Annotated in this window: 19 protein-coding genes; 15 read left to right on the forward strand and 4 right to left on the reverse strand. The window is 73.3% G+C overall.

Translation table 11 applies throughout. The annotated features are described in order from the left end of the window. Position 1 precedes the first annotated feature (1 nt). On the reverse strand, positions 2–601 hold the full coding sequence (locus K6U79_02965) for a hypothetical protein (GenBank protein MCL6521318.1): 600 nt from the start codon (positions 599–601) through the stop codon (positions 2–4). Beyond that, positions 598–2,187, reverse strand: a complete 1,590-nt coding sequence (locus tag K6U79_02970; GenBank protein MCL6521319.1) for an APC family permease — start codon at positions 2,185–2,187, stop codon at positions 598–600. Before K6U79_02970 ends, K6U79_02965 begins: the two co-directional genes overlap by 4 nt. A 174-nt stretch (positions 2,188–2,361) precedes the next feature. Here K6U79_02970 and K6U79_02975 point away from each other — a divergent pair, with 174 nt between their 5' ends. After that, entirely contained in the window at positions 2,362–3,063 is a 702-nt protein-coding gene (locus tag K6U79_02975) for a chlorite dismutase family protein (protein MCL6521320.1), read from the forward strand. Positions 3,064–3,130: 67 nt separating this feature from the next. Here K6U79_02975 and K6U79_02980 read toward each other — a convergent pair whose 3' ends face one another. After that, entirely contained in the window at positions 3,131–4,147 is a 1,017-nt protein-coding gene (locus K6U79_02980) for an ornithine cyclodeaminase family protein (protein MCL6521321.1), read from the reverse strand. 131 nt (positions 4,148–4,278) lie between these two features. Between K6U79_02980 and K6U79_02985 the strand changes: the two genes are divergently transcribed. Genes K6U79_02985 through K6U79_03005 form a run of 5 tightly spaced genes read left to right on the forward strand, consistent with a single transcriptional unit; the run spans position 4,279 to position 9,839 of the window. Further along, positions 4,279–5,502, forward strand: coding sequence for a branched-chain amino acid ABC transporter substrate-binding protein (locus K6U79_02985; GenBank protein MCL6521322.1), 1,224 nt, complete (start codon positions 4,279–4,281; stop codon positions 5,500–5,502). A 21-nt stretch (positions 5,503–5,523) separates the two neighbouring features. Then, entirely contained in the window at positions 5,524–6,432 is a 909-nt protein-coding gene (locus tag K6U79_02990; GenBank protein MCL6521323.1) for a branched-chain amino acid ABC transporter permease, read from the forward strand. Continuing rightward, positions 6,429–8,261, forward strand: a complete 1,833-nt coding sequence (locus K6U79_02995; protein MCL6521324.1) for a branched-chain amino acid ABC transporter ATP-binding protein/permease — start codon at positions 6,429–6,431, stop codon at positions 8,259–8,261. The genes K6U79_02990 and K6U79_02995 overlap by 4 nt, the downstream gene beginning before the upstream one ends. Positions 8,262–8,263: 2 nt before the next feature. Then, positions 8,264–8,989 carry an ABC transporter ATP-binding protein gene (locus tag K6U79_03000; protein MCL6521325.1) on the forward strand — a complete coding sequence of 242 codons (726 nt, stop codon included), beginning with the start codon at positions 8,264–8,266 and terminating at the stop codon, positions 8,987–8,989. Between the two features lie 7 nt (positions 8,990–8,996). Next, positions 8,997–9,839: a hypothetical protein gene (locus tag K6U79_03005; protein MCL6521326.1), complete on the forward strand. Its 843-nt coding sequence runs from the start codon at positions 8,997–8,999 to the stop codon at positions 9,837–9,839. 55 nt (positions 9,840–9,894) lie between these two features. On the opposite strand, the gene K6U79_03010 is transcribed toward K6U79_03005, so the two are convergent. Further along, complete coding sequence (locus tag K6U79_03010; GenBank protein MCL6521327.1) at positions 9,895–11,268, reverse strand: hypothetical protein; 1,374 nt, start codon at positions 11,266–11,268, stop codon at positions 9,895–9,897. Between the two features lie 121 nt (positions 11,269–11,389). On the opposite strand from K6U79_03010, the gene K6U79_03015 reads away from it, so the two are divergent. The 9 genes from K6U79_03015 to K6U79_03055 all read left to right on the forward strand — a co-directional run bounded on the left by K6U79_03015 (position 11,390) and on the right by K6U79_03055 (position 18,237). Continuing rightward, positions 11,390–11,974 (forward strand): DUF177 domain-containing protein, encoded by a 585-nt coding sequence (locus K6U79_03015; GenBank protein MCL6521328.1) that lies wholly within the window; start codon positions 11,390–11,392, stop codon positions 11,972–11,974. Beyond that, positions 11,961–12,140: a 50S ribosomal protein L32 gene (gene rpmF / locus K6U79_03020; GenBank protein MCL6521329.1), complete on the forward strand. Its 180-nt coding sequence runs from the start codon at positions 11,961–11,963 to the stop codon at positions 12,138–12,140. The genes K6U79_03015 and rpmF overlap by 14 nt, the downstream gene beginning before the upstream one ends. Before the next feature lie 166 nt (positions 12,141–12,306). After that, the gene (gene fapR, locus K6U79_03025) at positions 12,307–12,891 is read left to right on the forward strand and encodes a transcription factor FapR (protein ID MCL6521330.1); all 585 of its coding nucleotides are present in this window, start codon (positions 12,307–12,309) and stop codon (positions 12,889–12,891) included. After that, entirely contained in the window at positions 12,888–13,940 is a 1,053-nt protein-coding gene (locus tag K6U79_03030; protein ID MCL6521331.1) for a ketoacyl-ACP synthase III, read from the forward strand. The genes fapR and K6U79_03030 overlap by 4 nt, the downstream gene beginning before the upstream one ends. Positions 13,941–13,993: 53 nt before the next feature. Beyond that, complete coding sequence (gene fabD / locus K6U79_03035) at positions 13,994–14,887, forward strand: ACP S-malonyltransferase (protein ID MCL6521332.1); 894 nt, start codon at positions 13,994–13,996, stop codon at positions 14,885–14,887. 5 nt (positions 14,888–14,892) lie between these two features. Beyond that, positions 14,893–15,630, forward strand: a complete 738-nt coding sequence (fabG, locus tag K6U79_03040; protein ID MCL6521333.1) for a 3-oxoacyl-[acyl-carrier-protein] reductase — start codon at positions 14,893–14,895, stop codon at positions 15,628–15,630. A 13-nt stretch (positions 15,631–15,643) separates the two neighbouring features. Then, the gene (locus K6U79_03045; protein MCL6521334.1) at positions 15,644–16,945 is read left to right on the forward strand and encodes a beta-ketoacyl-[acyl-carrier-protein] synthase family protein; all 1,302 of its coding nucleotides are present in this window, start codon (positions 15,644–15,646) and stop codon (positions 16,943–16,945) included. Next, positions 16,942–17,757 carry a ribonuclease III gene (gene rnc, locus K6U79_03050; protein MCL6521335.1) on the forward strand — a complete coding sequence of 272 codons (816 nt, stop codon included), beginning with the start codon at positions 16,942–16,944 and terminating at the stop codon, positions 17,755–17,757. The genes K6U79_03045 and rnc overlap by 4 nt, the downstream gene beginning before the upstream one ends. A 219-nt stretch (positions 17,758–17,976) precedes the next feature. Continuing rightward, entirely contained in the window at positions 17,977–18,237 is a 261-nt protein-coding gene (locus K6U79_03055) for a stage V sporulation protein S (GenBank protein ID MCL6521336.1), read from the forward strand. Positions 18,238–18,315 lie beyond the last annotated feature (78 nt).

The following is an 18,315-nucleotide window of genomic DNA, read 5'->3' on the forward strand; positions in this document are numbered from 1 at the left end:
ATCAGAGCACCTCCGCCTCCAGCTGTCTCCGCGACCGTTCCGTGGCACGCGGCCGGATGATGATCACTTCGCAGCCTACCAGGGGCAGTTCCCGCAAGAGCCCCTCCAGCACCTCGCCGCGCTCGAAGGTCGACTCCTCGGCGACGCCCACGACGGCGATGGCCGCACGCAGGCGCCGGGCGAACTCGGCCGCCCCGTCCCAATACTGGCGGGAGGGGACCACCTGCGTCACGGGCCGCAGCTCCAGCGAGCGGAGCCCCTCGGCCAGCTCGGCCAGCATGCCGCGCTCGATCTCGTCCTGCTGGGCGGGGGGTACGCTGAGCGAGCGGGTGAAGGGGATGCGGACCAGGGCGGCGAGGATGATGTCGGCCTCCGTCGCCGCCGCCAGGCGGTGGGCCACCGCCACGGCGGCCGGTTCCGGGTGGTAGGGGTCGAGAAAGACGACGATGCGCCGGCTGCCGCCCACCCTGCCCTCCGCCTCCGCCAGGGCGCGCGGGATGGGTCTGGGCACCCGGCTCATCCAGAGGAAGTTGAGGCTGGTCAGGAGGGCGATGACCAACGCGATCAGAATGCCGGCCCAGTGCTCCGCCAGGAAGCTCACGGCTGGAAGCCCTCCGCTCTCTCCAGATGGGGGCCCGAGGCGGCCACCGCCTGCTCGTACTCCGCCAGCAGCTGGTACTCCTCGGCCGAGGCCAGGATCTCCTTCTGTTCGCCCACCCAGTCCCGCGGCAGCGTACGCAGCCCGAGTCCCGACCGCCGCCGGTAGTAGACGAAATAGACCAGCCAGCCCACCACCCAGATGGGGCCGAAGATCCGCCCTACGGCGTGCGTGTAGAGCACCTCGAAGAGGACGACCAGCACGCTGACGAAGCCGACGGCGCCCAGGACCGGGAAGAGGTAGGGCCGCCCGTCGCGGTTGCGCAGCCGCAGGTTGAGCGGCATCAGGAAGGGGCGCGGCACCTCCGGTTCCTTCCTGCGCAGCGCGATCAGCGCCATGAAGACCACCACGTACCCCAGCGTGGCGCCGAAGGCGTACATGTTCCCCAGCGTGTCCATGACGCTGGGCGTGGCGAAGGCGAAGAGAGTCCAGACCAGGCCGATCCCGGAGAAGAAGAGGATGGTCCGCACGGGCGTGAAACGGCGCGGGTCCACGTAGTCGAACCAGCTGGAGAGCAGGTTGTGGTGGCTCATGGAGTAGGTGAGCCGCGAGACGCTCATCACGCCCGAGTTGGCCGAGATGGCCAGGATGGCCGCGCCCATCACCGCGGTCAGCGGCCCGGCGATGGGGCCGATGAAGGGCATGCGCCGAGCCAGGAGCGTCACCGAGTCCTGCTCGTGACCGGCGAAGGCGTTCCAGGGCAGCGTACCGTTGGCCAGGACCGAGTAGCCGATGCTGGTGATGAAAATGGTCAGGATGAGCGTCAGGGTGCTGCGCGGCAGGATGCGCGACGGATGCCGGGTCTCCTGCGCCGCCTGGGAGATGGACTCCAGCCCGACGAAGGAGATGATGGCCAGCGACGAGCCGTACATGAACTGGTGGAGCGAGGGCATCTGGTGGGCGACCTGGCTGCCGAAGAGGCCCGGCGACCAGACGGTGACGAAACCCAGCAGGAGCAGCAGCAGGTCGATGACCATGGTGGCCAGCCCGACCATCTGGTTGAACATGTTGGACTCGCGCATGCCGCGCACGTTGATCCACATCAGCGCCGCGATGAGCGCCAGCGCCTCCAGGAGCCAGACTGCCTGAACGTGGAGACCCAGCAGGGGGACCTTGATCGAGGTCAGGTCGACACCGCTGAAGAAGGCGATGAGCGCGTTCAGGTAGCCGGTGGAGGAGACGGCGAAGAGGGCGATGTCGATGGTGTAGTCCAGGATCAGCGCGCCGCCCGTGATCAGCCCCCAGAGGTCGCCCAGGCCGCGGGTGGCGAAATACTGGCCGCCTCCCGCCACCGGGAAGGCCGCCGCCAGCTCGGTGTAGGCCAGGCCGATCAGGACGTAGACCAGCCCGGCCAGGGCGAAGGCGGCCGGAGCGGCGCCCTGGGAGGCGACCGTCACAAGGCCGAGGCCCGCGAAGATGTCCGCTCCCACGTCGGAGAAGCCCCACATGTAGGAACCCCAGACACTCACCTCGCGCCGCAGCTGCGCCGGCGCCGCCCCGGCTTCGCTTCCCTTCGCGACCGTCGCCACGCTCTCTCCAACCCCGGTCCGGATTTCTCGAGGGCTCCCGCCCGCCTTCGAGAACACGGCGATTCTAGCACCGGCCCGCGCCCCGGCAACCCCCCGGCCGGGGGAGGGACCGGCCGCTCCGGTACAATATCTCCGCGCCGGAGAGCGCGTAAAGCCTGGAGGGAGGCGAGGGCGATGGGCGCGGAAGGCGGGAGGTCGGCGCCGGGCCGGCTGCCGGAGATCTTCACGCTGCACGCCGTCTGGCGGCGCGGCCCGGAGTGGGAGAGGATCGTGGAAGGGCAGCGTGAGCGGCTGGTCGACGAGGTGGAGGCGGCGCTCGGGGCCGAGCCCGGCGTGGAGGTGCGCGGGGTCTATTCGAGCGTCGGCTTCCGGCCGGACGCCGACATCCTCTTCTGGCTCCTCGCCCCGCAGGTGGAGAGCCTGCAGAGGACGGTGGTGGCGCTGCGCCACACCACCTTCGGCCGGGCCAGCGAGCTGAGCTGGTCCTTCCTGGGCGTGGCGCGGCCGCCGCAGTTCGTCGGCGATCATCTGGCCGCCTTCCAGCGTGGCATCCCGCCCAAGCGCTACGTGCAGGTCTACCCCTTCGTGCGCACGCCGGAGTGGTACCTGCTCCCCACCGAGGAGCGCGCGCGCATGCTGCGCGAGCACGGCCGGCTGGGGGCCGAGTTCCCCGAAGTCTACACCAACAACGTCCAGGCCTTCGGTCTGGGCGACTACGAGTGGATCCTGGCCTTCGAGACCGACGACTTCTCGCAGCTGGTCGACCTGATCCGGCGCCTGCGCGAGGCCGAGGCGCGGCGCTACACCAAGCTGGACGTGCCCTTCATCCTGGGCGTGCGGAAGCCGCTGGCGGAAGCGCTGGCCGACCTGGCCTGAGGGGGGCCGGCCGGCGCGGGCGCCCCGGCGCAGGCCCCGAACCGCCCGCCGCCCCCGCGGCCGCCTCTCATCCGCCCGGCGACCACGCCAGGCGCCGGCCGAGCCCGCGCGCCTCGGCCGCCTCCACCGCCGCCTGGGCCGCGTAGAGGTCGAGCTCGGCGACGCCCACGCTCTTGAAGAAGCTGGCGCCTCGCGCCCGCCGGCCGGGCCGCGCCTCCGCCAGCAGCGCTCCCAGCGGGCGCAGCGAGGCCGGCTCCAGGAGCCCCGCCTCCACGGCGGCGATCAACTCGCCCGCCTCGGCCAGCGCAGCCTCCTCCTTCTCCACCCAGAGGCCGGCCTCGGCGGCGGCGCGGGCGGCCAGCTCCGGGGGTAGCTCGCGCATCTCGGGCGTGAAGCTGCCCACGCCGTTGACGTGCACGTCGGGCTCCAGCCAGGAGGCTTCCAGCACCGGCTCGCGCGCGGTGGTGGCGCAGACCACCAGGTCGGCGCCGCGCACGGCCTCTTCGGCCCGCGAGGCGATGCGCCAGGAGAGCCGGTCCAGCGCCCCCGGCGGCAGGAGCCTCTCCACGCGGGCGCGCAGGCGCTCCGCATGTTTGCGATGCGGGCTCCAGAGGCGGACTTCCTCCAGCTCGAGGACGGCCAGGGTGCAGGCCACCTGGTAGGCGGCCTGGGTGCCGCTTCCGATCATGGCCAGGACGCCCCGCCGCCGCGGGGCGAGGGCGCGCGCCGCGGCGGCCGCCGCCCCGCCCGTGCGCAGCCCGGTCAGCACGGTCCCGTCCAGGAGGGCGCGCGGGCTACCTGTGGCGCCGTCCAGGAGCAGGACCACCCCCTGGGTCCCCGGCAGGCCCCGCTCCGCGTTGCCCGGGACGACGGAGACCACCTTGACCGCCAGCTGGGCCGCCGAGGCGGGCATGACGAGGGCGCTTCCTCCCCCTGCCAGGCGCAGGTTGAGGCGCAGCGGCACCTCCGCCGTGCCCCGCCAGGCCTCCACCAGCGCCCGCGCCGCCGCCTCCACCGCCGCGGCCGGGGGCAGCGCCTCCCGGACGCCTTCCGCGTCCAGCCAGAGAACTTCCGTCGTCTCCACCCCCCGGCTTGCTTCTCCCGCCCCCCGTCCCGAGCCTTCCCTGGCAAGTCTTTCTCCCGGCCCACCTTGCTTGGCCGGACAGGAGAAGCGCCCGGGGTCGAAAAATCTGTAGGGCATCGGGCCGCACTTCGATTCGATTAGGAAGGGAGCGAAGACATTTGCGCGCGATCCGCAAGCTCCTCCTGGCCACGTCCCTCCCGCTCGCCCTGCTCGCGGCCGCCTGTGGCGGCGGCGGCGGGACGGCGCCCGCCGGAGGGGGCGGCAGCTCGGCGCAGGGTGGCATTCCGGCCGGGGACATCAAGATCGGCATCCAGGCCCCCCTGACGCGCGACTACGCCCTCGAGGGCCAGGGCTTCCAGAAGGCGATCCAGCTCCTGGCCGACCAGATCAACGCCCAGGGCGGCATCGACGGCCACAAGATCCAGGTCGTGGCCCAGGACGATCAGGGCACCGCCCAGCAGGCCGCGGTGGCCGCGCAGAAGCTGGTGACCGAGGGCGTGGTGGCGGTGGTGGGCGGCTACAACTCGACCGCCACCGAGGCCGCCCAGCCCATCTACAACCAGAACAAGGTGATCCAGATCACCCCGGCCTCCACGGCCGTCCAGCTGAGCCAGAAGGGTTACAAGTACTTCTTCCGCACCGCGACGCTGGACAGCGCGCAGGGCAAGTTCGCGGCCGACCTGATGGTGAAGACGCTGGGCTTCCAGAAGATCGCCCTGCTCCACGACAACTCCACCTATGCCCTGGGCCTCGCCCAGGCGACGGAGCAGGCGGTCAAGGCCGACGGCGGGCAGGTGGTCTTCTTCGACGCCATCGTCCCCGGCTCCAACGACTTCGGCGCGGTCCTCACCCGGCTGAAGGCCCAGGCGCCGCAGGCGGTCTACTTCACCGGCTACTTCTCCGACGCAGGCCTTCTGCTCAAGCAGAGCCAAGCCATCGGCCTGAAGACGCAGTGGATCGGCGGCGACGCCAACAACAACCCGCAGCTGATCCAGGTGGCGGGACCGGCGGCCGAAGGTTTCCTGGTGACGACGCCGCCGCAGCCGCAGGACCTGAAGACGCCCGAGGCGGAGCAGTTCGTCCAGCAGTACCAGCAGAAGTACGGCGAGATGCCGCCCAGTGTCTGGACCATCTCGGCGGCCGACGCCTTCCGCGTCATTGTGGACGCCATCCAGAAGACGCACTCCACCGACCCCGACAAGCTGGCGGCCTACCTGCACCAGTTGAAGGACTTCCCCGGCTTCACGGGGCCCATCAGCTTCGCCGCCAACGGCGACCGCGAAGGGACGCTGCACAAGGCCTACATCGTCAAGGACGGGAAGTTCGTTCTCTACGACAAGCAGCCGAATGAGTGACCGGACCGGGGCGGGGGTGCGATGAGCGGGTTCCTGGAGCTGCTGCTCAACGGGGTGACGCTGGGCTCGGTCTACGCGCTGGTGGCGCTGGGCTACACCATGGTCTACGGCGTCCTCCGGCTGATCAACTTCGCCCATGGTGACCTCTTCGCGCTGGGCGCCTACCTGGCCTTCAGCCTGATGACCGCCTCCGCGCTCTCCAGCCGGCTGGCCGGGCCGGGCGGGCTCGTGGTGGTGCTCCTGCTGGTGATGCTCTTCGTCGCCCTGGCGGGAGCGCTGACCGAGCGTATCGCCTACCGGCCGCTGCGCCGTTCCTCACGCCTGGCGCCGGTGGTCTCCGCGCTGGGAGTCTCCGTCTTTCTCGAGAACGCCATCATGCTGGTCTACGGGCCCGACTACCGCGTCTTCCCGCACGGCTTCCTGCCCCAGGTCGTCTGGTCATTGGGGGCCGGCGTCCACGTGGCGCTGGTCCAGCTGCTGATCATCGTGGTCTCGCTGGCGCTGATGGTGGCGCTCTACCTCTTCGTCCAGCGGACGACGGTGGGCGCCGCCATCCGCGCGGTGGCGCTCGACCACGACACGGCGCGCCTGATGGGGATCGACGTCGACCGGATCATCCTGCTCGTCTTCCTTATCGGTCCGGCGCTGGGAGGCGCGGCCGGGCTGATGGTGGGCAGCTATTACGGTCAGATCAGCTTCCAGATGGGCTGGGGCTACGGCCTCAAGGCGTTCACGGCGGCCATCATCGGCGGGATCGGGAACATTCCCGGCGCCATGGTGGGCGGCCTGCTGCTGGGCGTGCTGGAGGCGCTGGGCGCCGGCTACATCTCGTCGGCCTGGCAGGGGGCCATCACCTTTCTCGTGCTGATCCTGATCCTGATCGCCCGCCCCACCGGGCTGCTGGGCGAGCGGGTGGTGAGCAAGCTGTGAGGGGGTGGAGCCCGGACCGGTGGTGGCGGCGGGCAGCCTGGGAGGAGCGGCTCGGCCTGCCCGCCCTCCTTCTCGCGCTGGTCCTGCCCTTCGCGCTCAACGCCTACTGGACCGACGTGGTCAATATCTTCCTGCTTTACCTGACGGCGGCCATCGGCCTCGACCTGATGGTGGGCCAGGCGGGCGTCTACAACTTCGGGCAGGCGGCCTTCTACGGAATGGGCGCCTACACGGCCGCCATCCTCTCCACGCGGCTGGGGATCCCCATCCTCTGGACCGTCCCCGCGGCCGTGGCGGTGGCGGCGGGGCTGGCGGCGCTGGTCACCTGGCCGGCCATCCACCTGCGCGGCGACTACCTCCTGATCGTCACCGTGGGGATCGGCGAGATCTTCCGCATCGCGGTGGTCAACAACCCCTTCGGGCTGACGGGCGGCGCCAACGGGATCCCCGGCGTCCCCCAGCCGCAGGTGCTGGGGCACGTGCTCTCCACGCCCGCGGGGTACTACTGGGTGGCGCTGGCGGGGTGCATCCTGGCCGTGCTCTTCTGGCGGCGGGTGGTCGACTCGCCCCTGGGGCGCACGTGGCGCATGGTGCGAGAGGACGAGGAGGCGGCCACGGCCATGGGGGTCAACCCGGGCCGGGCCAAGCTGCTCGCCGTAGCCGCGGGAGCAGGCGTGGCCGGCCTGGCCGGTGCGCTCTTCGCCGGCAAGCTGACCATCGTGGCGCCCGACAGCTTCACCTTCTGGGAGTCGACGGTGCTCTTCGCCATCGTCATCCTGGGCGGCCCCGGCTCCCTGCCGGGGCTTGTGGTGGGCGCGGTGGGGATGGAGATCCTGCCGGAGTTCTTCCGGGACTTCGCCCAGTACCGGATGGTGGTCTTCGGGGCGGCCATGGTGGCCATGATGATCTTCCGGCCCCAGGGCATCTGGCCGGCGAGGCCGTGGCGCTTCCGCGGGCAGGCGGCGGAGCCCGAAGCGGAGAGGCCCGCCGCCGCCGGGCCGGGCGAGGGAGCGGGCAGGCGCGAGCGCGGCGCCGCCGGCGGCGAGCTGCTCTCCGTGGAGGGCGTGGGCAAGGCCTTCGGAGGCGTCGTGGCCGTGGACGGGGTCAGCTTCCGCCTGCGGCGCGGCGAGATCCTGGGCCTGATCGGCCCCAACGGCGCCGGCAAGACGACGCTCTTCAACCTGATCACCGGCTTCAACCGTCCCGACCGCGGCAGCATCCGCCTGGAGGGCCGGCCGGTGGAAGGGTTGCCGGCCTACCGGGTGGCGGCGCTGGGCGTCTCGCGCACCTTCCAGACGATCCGCCTCTTCCCCGGGCTGACCGTGCTGGAGAACGTGCTGGCCGGGCGCCACCGTTTCGAGGAGCAGCGCTTCTGGCAAGTGCTGCTCCGGCCCGGGCGGACGCGGGCGCTCGAGGCGCGGCAGGTGGCGCTGGCCCGACGGCTCCTGGCCGAGATGGGGCTGGAGCGCTGGGAGGGCGAGCTGGCCCGGAACCTGCCCTACGGCGACCAGCGGCGGTTGGAGATCGCCCGCGCCCTGGCGGCCGAGCCGGTGCTGCTGGTCCTGGATGAGCCGGCGGCGGGGCTGAACGAGCAGGAGAGCGCCGAGCTGATGGAAGAGCTGCAGCGCATCCGCGCGGCCGGCATCACCCTCATCCTCATCGAGCACGACATGTCGGTGGTCATGAACGTCTCCGATCGCGTCGTCTGCCTCGACCAGGGGAGGATGATCGCCGAGGGGACGCCGGCCGTGGTGCAGGCCGATCCGCGGGTGATCGAGGCCTACCTGGGGGCGCCGGAGGCCGAGCTGAGCGGGGGGGAGAGCGCGTGAGCCTGCTCGCCGTCCGCGGCCTCGCGGTCCGCTACGGGCACATCCAGGCGTTGCGCGGGGTGGACGTGGAGCTGCAGCCGGGCGAGATCGTGGCCGTCCTGGGCGCCAACGGCGCCGGCAAGACCACCCTTTTGCGGAGCATTTCCGGTCTGGTCCGGCCAGCCGAGGGGGAGGTCCGCCTGGGGGAGGAGCTGCTGGCGGCGCCGCGAGGCGGGCGCCCAGCCCACCAGATCGTCCGCCTCGGCGTCGCGCATGTGCCCGAGGGGCGGCAGGTCTTCGCCACGCTGACCGTGGACGAGAACCTGACCCTGGGCGCCTACACCCGGCGGCAGGAGCCGGCGCGCGTGGAGGCGGGGCGGCGGCGGGTCTTCGAGCTCTTCCCGCGCCTCGCCGAGCGGCGCGGCCAGCTGGCCGGCACGCTCTCCGGCGGCGAGCAGCAGATGTTGGCCATCGGCCGGGCGCTCATGGCCGAGCCGCGCATCCTCCTGCTGGACGAGCCGTCGCTGGGGCTCAGCCCTCTCCTGGTGCGGACCATCTTCCGCACCCTGCGCGAGATCAACGCCCAGGGGGTGGCGATGCTGCTGGTGGAGCAGAACGCCCGAGCAGCCTTGCAGCTGGCGCATCGCGCCTACGTCCTGGAGAACGGCCGGGTGGTGCTGGGCGGGAAGGCCGCCGAGCTGGCCCGCGACGACCGCGTTCGCCGCGCCTACCTGGGCCAGAGGGGGTAGCAGGGTCGTGGGCAGGCCGGCTTGGGCCGGGCGGCTGGCCGGCTGGGTGCTGGTCCTCCTCGCCCCGGTACTGACCGCCTTCCTGCCCAGCGGCTACCTGCTGGTCGAGCCGGGGCCCGCCCCGGCGGCAGCCACACTGGTCCACGTGGAGGAGGCCGCCCCCTCCGGGGGAGCGGCCTCCCCCTCCGCCGCCCGCGGCGATGGAACCGACTGCGGCGGGCCGAACATCCACCTGCTGACGGTGCGCGTCCGCCCTCTCCGCCTCGCCCAGCTGCCTGCTGCCTGGATGAGGCGCGGCGAGGCGAGGCTCTTGCCGGCCGAAAGGCTTCTCGGCGGCCGCTCCCTGGAGACGTACGCCGACGAGGCACGGCGGCAGATGGACGAGGCGGAGAGGAGCGCGGTGGAGGTGGCCACGGCGGCCTACGCCGGTGCGGGCCGTCCCGTCCCCGACGGCGGCGTCGCCGGGCGCTGGCGCTGGCGCGCGCCCGGCGGCCGGCTGCTGGAAATCCGCCTCTCGGACGGCGGCATCGCCGGCCCCTCGGCGGGCCTTGCCCTGGCGCTGGAGGTGGACCGGCAGATCGCTTGCCGGCTGGCGCGGATGCCCGCCAGGAGCCGAGCAGCCGGGCGGGTGGCGGTCAGCGGAAGCCTCGACGAAAGCGGGAGGGTGGGTCGCGTGGGCCAGGTGGCCCTGAAGGCGCTCTCGGCCCGCCGCCTCGGCGCTTCGCTCCTCCTCCTGCCGGCGGGGGAGACCGGGCAGGCGGAGGGCGCCTTCGGAGGGGCCGGGCGTCTGGCTGCCGTGCGCGACTTCGGCGAGGCGGCGCGGCTCCTCGGCCTTCCCGCGGCGCCCTGAGCCTCTCCGTGGCCCGGCGCGCGAGCCGCCCGCGCGGGCGGCTTCGCGGCCCCTCTCACCAGAGGTCGCGCAGGTCGACCGCGTAGAGGCGGAGCGCGTCGGCCACCAGCGACTGGGTGCCCACCACGAAGAGGCTGGCCGCGCCGGCGGCGCGGCCCCGGGCGAGCGCCTCCTCCAGTGTGGCGAAGACGGCGGCCGGGTGGCCCAGCCGGGCCGCCACGGCCCGGTCGCGCTCCAGGTCGAAGCGCAGGTGGGGGTTGCCCGCCCGCGTCAGGGCGAGCACCTCGCTCTCGGGCGCGAGCAGCGCCAGCGTGCCGGCCAGCTCCTTCCCCTGGGGCATGCCGACGATCAGCCAGCGCGGGCGCGGGGCGCGGCGGAGCGCCTCCAGGGCGGCGCTCGCGGCGAGCGGGTGGATGGCGCCGTCGACCACCACCAGCGGTCGCCGCTCCAGCACCTCCAGCCGCCCGTGCAGGCGGACGCGGGCCAGCGCGCGGCGCACCGTCCCGGCGGGCAGCGGCCCGCCGTACCAGCGCTCGGCGGCGCGGACGGCCACGGCGGCATTCTCGACCAGGAAGGGGGCCTGCCCCGGTACGACGAGCCCGGGATAGGCGGCCAGCGGCGTAAACAGGTCGAAGCGGAGCGCCTCGCCCGGCTCCCCCCCGCCGGCATGCAGGCGCCAGTGGAAGTCGCGGCCGGCCATGTCCACGGAGGCCGGCGGCCGCCCCTCCCGGCCCGCGGCGGCCTCCCGCTCCACCGCCTCCAGCACCGCCGCCTCCTGGCGGGCCAGCACCGCCGCCTCGGTCTCGGGCCGGACCACGGCCGCCTTCTGCCAGGCGACCCGATCCAGCGTCCCCCCCAGCTCCTCGCGGTGCTCCACCATGACCGGCGTCAGGACGGCCCAGCGGTGCGGCACTTGGTTGACGTCGTCGAAGCGGGCGCCGCGACCGTGCTCCAGCACCACCGCAGCGGCGCCGCGCTCGCGGAACCAGAGGAGCGCCGCCAGGAGGGCGAGACCGACCGGGCTGGCGTAGACCGGCGGACGGAGGCGGAGCGCCTCCGCCGCGGGACGGACCCGCTCGAGCAGGAGCCGGGACAGCTCCTCCGGCGCGATGGCGCGCCCGTCCAGGCGGATGCGCTCGGTGTAGTCCACCAGGTCCGGGCCGGTGAAGAGGCCGGTGCGCGCGCCCAGCGCCGCCAGCAGCGAGGCCAGGAAGCTGGCCGTCGAGCCCTTCCCCTTGCTGCCGGCCACGTTGATGACGTCCATGCCACGCTCCGGATGCCCCAGGGCCTCCAGCAGCCGGCCCGTCACCTCGGGATGGCGCGCCACCTCGTCACGGCCGGCGCCGGGCGGCGCCTCCAGCCGCGCCACCAGCGGCTTCGCCTCGAGCCAGGAGGCGTAGAGCCAGTCGAGCGCCTCCTCCAGCCCCATGCGCCACCTCCCGCCGCCTCTCGCGAGGCCTTCCCTGTCGCGCTATTCTAGACCCGCCGTGCGGGGCGCGCTTCGTTGACGCCCCCCGGGGGCGAGGCTATACTCCGCGCGGGTGGTCGGGCTGAAGATCGACGTCTCGCAGCTGCGCAGGGAGGCGCCCGGGGCGCGCGCCCACGTGGAGGGCGAGGAGCGCTGGGCGCCGGGCGAGCGGCCCGAGGGAGTGCCCGAGCTGGCGGCGGGCGTCCGCTTCTCGGTGGAGCTGGAGCACCTGCCCCACCTCATCCTGGCGCACGTCCGCGCCGAGACGGTGGCGCTCCTGGTCTGCGACCGCTGCCTGGCCGAGTTCGCCCAGCCCGTCCACCTTGAGTACGCCGAGATCTACCAGACGCCCGAGGAGCACCAGCGCTGGCCGGAGCGCGGGCAGGACGAGCTGGAGCGGCCGACCCGGCTGCTCGACCCGGCCGGCACCACCATCGACCTGGAGGAAGGCTTCCGGGAGAACCTGCTCCTGGACCTGCCGCTCAAGCGCCTCTGCCGGCCCGACTGCCGGGGCCTCTGCCCCGTCTGCGGGGCCAACCGGAACGAGGTGGACTGCGGCCACGGCGAGCCGGCCGCACGCGACGCACGCTGGGCGGCCCTGGAGAGGCTCCGCCTGCCCGGATCACCCCCGGAGGGGGAGGGGAGGGAGAAGGATGGGCAATCCTAAGCGCAGGTTCTCCAAGTCGCGCCGGGACAAGAGGGCGGCCCACTGGAAGCTGGCGGCGCCCAATCTCGTCCCCTGCCCGCACTGCCATGAGATGAAGATGCCGCACCGCGCCTGCCCCCACTGCGGCTACTACGGGGAGCGCGAGGTGGTCCGCTCGGGCGAGTGAGCCCCGCGCCCGCCACTCGGTCCCGCCGGACCCGCCGCCCAGATCGAAGCGGGTCGGGGCGGGTCGTTGTTCGGCGGGCGCTGTCATTGGGACCTGGTCTTAAGATCATGCTACAATGGCCCGGAGCGCGGAGCCGCGCCGGTGCGCGCGGCTCGAAGGAAGGTCGATGGCCGCGTTCACCCAGCAGCACCGCCGCCAGCGCCTGCGCGCGCTGCGCGAGTACCTGGAGCGGAATCCCTTCGTCACCGACGAGGAGCTGGCGCGCCACTTCCTGGTCAGCGTCCAGACCGTCCGCCTGGACCGCATGGCGCTGGGGATCCCCGAGCTGCGCCTGCGCCTGCAAGAGATGGCGCGCCGCGCCTACGAGCGGCTGCGCAGCGTCGGCCGGGGCGAGGTGGTGGGCGAGCTGGTGGAGCTGGAGCTGGGCTCCCATGCCGTCTCGCTCCTGGAGACGGACGAGGCCATGGCCTTCGAGCGCTCCCGCGTGGTGCGGGGGCAGCTGCTCTTCGCCCAGGCGGAGTCGCTCGCCCTGGCTGTCATCGACGCGCCGGCGGCGCGGACGCGCGTGGCCAACGCCAAGTTCAAGAGCGAGGTACGCGTCGGAGAGCGGGTGGTGGCCAGGGCCGAGGTGATCCGCCACCCTTCCTCCAGCGAGCACGTGGTGCTGGTGGAGAGCCGGGCCGGCCAGCGGCCGGTCTTCCGCGGCAAGTTCATGATCGTCGAAGAGCGGGGCGGGGGTGAGGCGCTTTGACAGGCGTGACCATCGGGGGGCTGGGCGTTTCGCTCCCGGAGGAGATCCGCACCAACGACGACCTGGCCGGCATGGTGGAGACGAGCCACGAGTGGATTCTGACCCGGACCGGCATCGCCGAGCGGCGCATCGCCTCCACCGCCGTGGCCACCTCGGACCTGGCCGTGGCCGCGGCGCGCCAGGCGCTGGCGCACGCGGGCGTGGGGGCGGAGGAAGTCGACCTGATCATCGTCGCCACGGTCACTCCGGACATGCCCTTCCCGGCCACGGGCTGCCTCGTGCAGGAGGCGCTGGGCGCGCGGCGCGCGGCCTGCTTCGACCTGGAGGCGGCCTGCTCCGGCTTTCTCTACGGGGTGAGCGTAGGCGCCCAGTTCATCCGCACCGGCACCTACCGCCGGGTGCTGGTCATCGGCGCGGAGACGCTCTCGCGCATCGTCGACTGGAACGACCGCGCCACCTGCGTCCTCTTCGGGGACGGCGCCGGGGCGGCGCTGCTGGAGCCGGCGCCCGAGGGCGAGGGCCTTCTGGGCATCCTCCTGGGGGCCGACGGGGCCCACGCGGACCTGATCACCCAGCCGGCCGGCGGCTCTCGCCGCCCGGCCTCGCTGGAGACGGTGCTGCAGGGCGAGCACGTCATCCGCATGAACGGACGCGAGGTCTTCCGCCTGGCGGTGCCGGCCATGGCCCGTGCCTCGGAGCGGGTGCTGGCGCAGGCGGGGCTCGGCCTGGAGGATGTCGACCTCTTCGTCCCCCACCAGGCCAACGCGCGCATCATCGACGCCGTGGGCGAGCGACTGGGCATCCCGCGCGAGCGAGTCTTCCTGAACATCGAGCGCTACGGCAACATCTCCTCGGCCTCCATCCCGGTCTCGCTCTACGATGCGGAGACCTCGGGCAGGCTGCGGCCGGGCGACGTGGTGCTGACCGCCGCCTTCGGCGCGGGCCTCACCTGGGCCGCCGCGGTCTGGCGCTGGACGGGCGCGACCGGCCAGGAGCGGGCCCTGGGGCGCGTGCGCGGCCTGCTGGAACCGGGGGCGTGGGAGCCGTGAGCGCGGTGCCGGTGGCCTGGCTCTTCCCCGGGCAGGGCGCCCAGACGGTGGGCATGGGCCGCGACCTCTGGCAGCGCTGGGCGGAGGCGCGGGAGGTCTTCGCGGCCGCCGACCGCGCCCTGGGCTGGCCGCTCACCCGCCTCTGCTTCGAGGGGCCGCAGGAGGAGCTGGACCGGACGGAGCGGACGCAGCCGGCGCTGCTGGCGGCCAGCGTGGCGGCGGCGCGGGTGCTGCGCGCCATGGGCCACCGGCCGGTGGCCGTGGCCGGGCTCAGCCTGGGCGAGTACTCGGCGCTGGTGGCGGCCGAGGCGGTCGGGCTGGAGGAGACACTCCGCCTGGTCGAGCACCGGGGCCGCTATATGCAGGAGGCCGTGCCCGAGGGCGAGGGCTCCATGGTGGCGGTGCTCGGCCTCGACCGGGAGCAGGTGGCCGCGGCCTGCCGTCAGGCCGCAGCCGGGGGCGGCGTGGTCGAGCCGGTCAACTTCAACTGCCCGGGCCAGGTGGTGATCGGCGGCGAGCGGGCGGCGGTCGAACGGGCGGTGGAGCTGCTGCGCGCGCAGGGTGCGCGGCGTCTGGTGCCCCTGCGCGTGAGCGCGCCCTTCCACTGCGCGCTGATGACGCCGGCGGCCCGGCGGCTGGAGCCGGAGCTGCGCGCGCTCGCCATCGCCCGGCCGGCGGTGCCCGTCTACCAGAACGTGGACGCCCGGGCGCGGCGGTCGCCCGCAGCCATCCGCAACGCGCTCATCCGCCAGGTGGACCACCCGGTCTACTGGGAGGAGACGCTGCGGGCCATGTGGCGGGACGGGATCCGGCACTTCGTCGAGGTGGGCCCGGGGACGGCCTTGAGCGGTTTCGTGCGGCGGACGCTGCCCGAGGCGGAGGTCAGCCACGTGGGCGAGGCGGCCGAGGCGGAAGCGTGGGCCGAGCGGATGGGGGTGGGCGGGTGAGGGAGCTGGAGGGCGCGGTGGCGCTGGTGACCGGCGCCTCGCGCGGCATCGGCCGGGCCATCGCGCTGGAACTGGCGCGGGCCGGCGCGCGGGTGGCGGTCAACTTCCGGGGCCAGGCGGAGCGCGCGGCCGAGGTGGCCGAAGAGATCGAACGGCTGGGCGGCGAGGGGCTGACGCTGCAAGGCGACGTGGCCGAGCCCGCCACGGCCGCCCGCTTGGTGGCGGCGGTCCTGGAGCGCTGGGGTCGCCTGGACGTGCTGGTCAACAATGCCGGGGTGGCCCGCGACGACCTCCTGGTGCGCATGGACGAGGAGAAGTGGCGGGAGGTGCTGGAGACGGACCTGACGGCCGTCTACCGGCTCACGCGGGCGGCGCTGCGACCCATGCTGCGGCAGCGTTCCGGACGGATTGTCAACATTGCCTCGGTGGCAGGAATCCTTGGCAACGTCGGCCAGGCGAACTATGCTGCAGCCAAGGCAGGCGTGATCGGCTTCACCCGGGCCGTGGCCCGCGAGGTGGCTTCGCGCGGGATCACGGTCAACGCCGTCGCCCCCGGGTACATCGAAACCGAGATGACTGCACCGCTGGCCGGGCGGCTGGAGGAGATGCTCCGGCAGGTTCCGCTGGGCCGGCCGGGGCGTCCGGAGGAGGTCGCCAGCGCCGTCCGCTGGCTGGCCGGTCCGGGCGCCTCCTACGTCACCGGCCAGACGCTGGCGGTGGACGGCGGAATGGCCATGCTCTGACGGGGACGGAGGGATGGTAGGGTTGGGCGGCAGCGTCCGGAACTCCGGAGGGCGGCGCCGCGTCTTCATCACGGGGGTGGGGATCGTCAGCCCTCTGGGCGGCGACCGGGAGAGCACCTGGGAGGCGCTGCTGGCGGGTCGCAGCGGGGTGGGCCCGCTGGACCGCTTCCCCAGCGAGGGGTACGGCGTCCGCATCGCCGCCCAGGTACGCGACCCGGCCGCGGAGGCGGTCGGGGAGGATCCCGAACTCGCGCGCTACGACCGTTTCATACGCTTCGCGGCGCGGGCGGCGCGCGAGGCGCTGGCGGACGCCGAGGCGCGCGGGGCACGGCCGCCGGCGCCGGAGCGGAGCGGGCTCTTTCTGGGGACGGGCCTGGGCGGCATCGAGACGCTGGGGCGCGGGGTGGCGCAAAGGCTCGGAGCGGAGGCGGACTTCGACGAGATGGAGATCCTCCGCACCTTCCCGGCCGTGACCGCGCTCCGCTTCCTGGCCGGGCGGCACGGGCTCCGCGGGCCCGCGGCCAGCTTCTCCAGCGCCTGCGCCTCCAGCGCCCACGGACTGGGGGAGGCGCTGCGCGCCCTGCGCAGGGGCGAGGCGGACCGGCTCCTGGTGGTGGGCACCGAGGCCGCCATCGTTCCGCTGGCCGTGGCCGGCTTCGCCAACATGCGCGCCCTCTCCACCAGGAACGAGGAGCCCTGGCGGGCCTCGCGGCCCTTCGACGAGGAACGGGACGGCTTCGTCATCGGCGAGGGCGCGGCGGCGCTGGTGCTGGACGGGGAGGAGCAGCTCTACGACGCGCGGCCCTATGCCGAGCTCGCGGGCTACGGCAGCAGCGAGGACGCCTTTCACCCCACGCTTCCCGACCCCGAGGGGCGGGGCGCGGAGGAAGCCATGCGGCGGGCGCTGGCCGACGCGGGCCTGGCGCCGGAGCGGATCGGCTACATCAACGCCCACGCCACCGGCACGCCGGCGGGCGACGAGGCGGAGGCCCGGGCCATCGCCGCCATCTTTGGGCGCTACACGGGCGACGACGGGAGGGCGCCCCGGGTCGGGGCGACCAAGGCCCAGACGGGCCACCTGCTGGGGGCGGCGGGTACGCTGGAGGCGGCACTGACCGCCCTGGGGCTGGAGCGCGGGGTTTTGCCCGGCACGGCCACCCTCGAGCGCCCACAGCCGGAGCTGGGTATCCGGCTCTTCCGCGACCCCGTGGCCGCGCGGCCGGAGGCCGCCCTCTCCAACAGCTTCGGCTTCGGAGGACAGAACGTGACGCTGGTCCTCGTCGCCGCGGAAGGAAACGGAGGCCCCGGCGCTTGAGAACGGCACGGCGGCTGCGAGCGGACTTCCCCGACTGGAAGCGCCTGGAGGCGATCCTGGGCTGGCCTCCCGAGCAGAGTCCGGTCTATGTGCGCGCGCTGATCCATTCCTCGTACGTCAACGAGCACCGGAACGAACGGCTCCTGACCGCCTCGGGCCGGCCGCTGCTCCACTTCGGTTCCAACGAGCGCCTGGAGTTCCTGGGCGACGCGGTCCTGGAGCTGGTGGTGAGCGAGGAGCTTTTCCGGCGCTACCCGGACTGGCCCGAAGGAGAGTTGACCAAGCTGCGCGCGGCCGTGGTCTCCAGCGAGAGCCTGGCCCGCACCGCGGCGGAGATCGGCCTGGGCGAGCTGCTGCTCCTGGGGCGCGGCGAGGCGCTGAGCGGCGGCAAGACGCGGCCGAGCCTGCTGGAGGACGCCTTCGAGGCACTCTGCGGCGCCATCTACCTGGTGGAGGGCGAGCGCGGCCTGGAGCGAGCCCGCTCCTTCATCCTCCGCCACCTCGGCCCCCAGATCGAGCAGGCGGCGCGCGGCGGCGGGCTGCGCGACGCCAAGAACCGCCTGCAGGAGTGGGCGCAGCGCCAGGGGCTGACGGTCAACTATCGTCTCGTCGCCACCCGCGGCCCCGACCACGCCAAGGAGTTCGAGGTGGAGGTGGAGCTGGGAGGCCGGGTCCTGGGGCGGGGGATCGGCCATTCTAAGAAGGATGCCGAGCTCTTCGCCGCGCAGCAGGCGCTCCTGGCGGTGGGCGTCGGGGCGGACGGCCACGGCCGGGCGGGCGGATGGCTCCGCCCGGCCGAGCGGCCCGGCTGAGGGGCCGGGCCGCTCGGCCGGGCCGCGGGCGAGGCGTGGAGGTTCCTGTTGAAAGTCGCCGAGGCGGCGGTGGAGGCCGACAGAAAGCAAAGCTTGACCGGCAGGGTTTCCCGGAAAGGCGCCGAATCACCCGATACCAATCGCAGCTGGGCCGGTGCTCTGGATTGGTGCCTCTTGACTTGACGGCAGGGATCGTGCCTCAGAGGAGGGACTGACTCCATGGAGGTACTCAAGGTTTCGGCGCAGTCCAGCCCGAAGTCGGTGGCCGGAGCGCTGGCTGCGGTGCTCCGCGAGAACGGCTCCGCGGAGGTGCAGGCGGTGGGAGCCGGCGCGGTCAACCAGGCGGTGAAGGCGATCGCCATCGCGCGGGGCTTCGTCGCCCCCAATGGCATCGATCTGGTGGCCATCCCCGCCTTCGCCGAGATCAACATCGACGGGGAGGAGCGGACGGCGATCAAGTTCATCGTGGCGCCCCGCTAGGAGCCTGTGCGAGTAATCCCGCCCAGGCCGGCAGGAGTTCGGCTCCTGGCGCTTAATGGGAGCCCTATGGAGAAGACA

Source organism: Bacillota bacterium (genome assembly GCA_023511835.1).
GTDB lineage: Bacteria > Bacillota > Sulfobacillia > JAIMAT01 > JAIMAT01 > JAIMAT01.

What these genes read in the sequence shown, in the direction of transcription:
- K6U79_02975 (MCL6521320.1), top strand. Translation starts at nt 2,362, where the DNA reads ATGGGCGCGGAAGGCGGGAGGTCGGCGCCGGGCCGGCTGCCGGAGATC.
- K6U79_02990 (MCL6521323.1), top strand. Translation starts at nt 5,524, where the DNA reads ATGAGCGGGTTCCTGGAGCTGCTGCTCAACGGGGTGACGCTGGGCTCG.
- K6U79_03010 (MCL6521327.1), bottom strand. Translation starts at nt 11,268, where the DNA reads ATGGGGCTGGAGGAGGCGCTCGACTGGCTCTACGCCTCCTGGCTCGAG.
- rpmF (MCL6521329.1), top strand. Translation starts at nt 11,961, where the DNA reads ATGGGCAATCCTAAGCGCAGGTTCTCCAAGTCGCGCCGGGACAAGAGG.
- fapR (MCL6521330.1), top strand. Translation starts at nt 12,307, where the DNA reads ATGGCCGCGTTCACCCAGCAGCACCGCCGCCAGCGCCTGCGCGCGCTG.
- fabD (MCL6521332.1), top strand. Translation starts at nt 13,994, where the DNA reads ATGGGCCGCGACCTCTGGCAGCGCTGGGCGGAGGCGCGGGAGGTCTTC.
- K6U79_03045 (MCL6521334.1), top strand. Translation starts at nt 15,644, where the DNA reads ATGGTAGGGTTGGGCGGCAGCGTCCGGAACTCCGGAGGGCGGCGCCGC.
- K6U79_03055 (MCL6521336.1), top strand. Translation starts at nt 17,977, where the DNA reads ATGGAGGTACTCAAGGTTTCGGCGCAGTCCAGCCCGAAGTCGGTGGCC.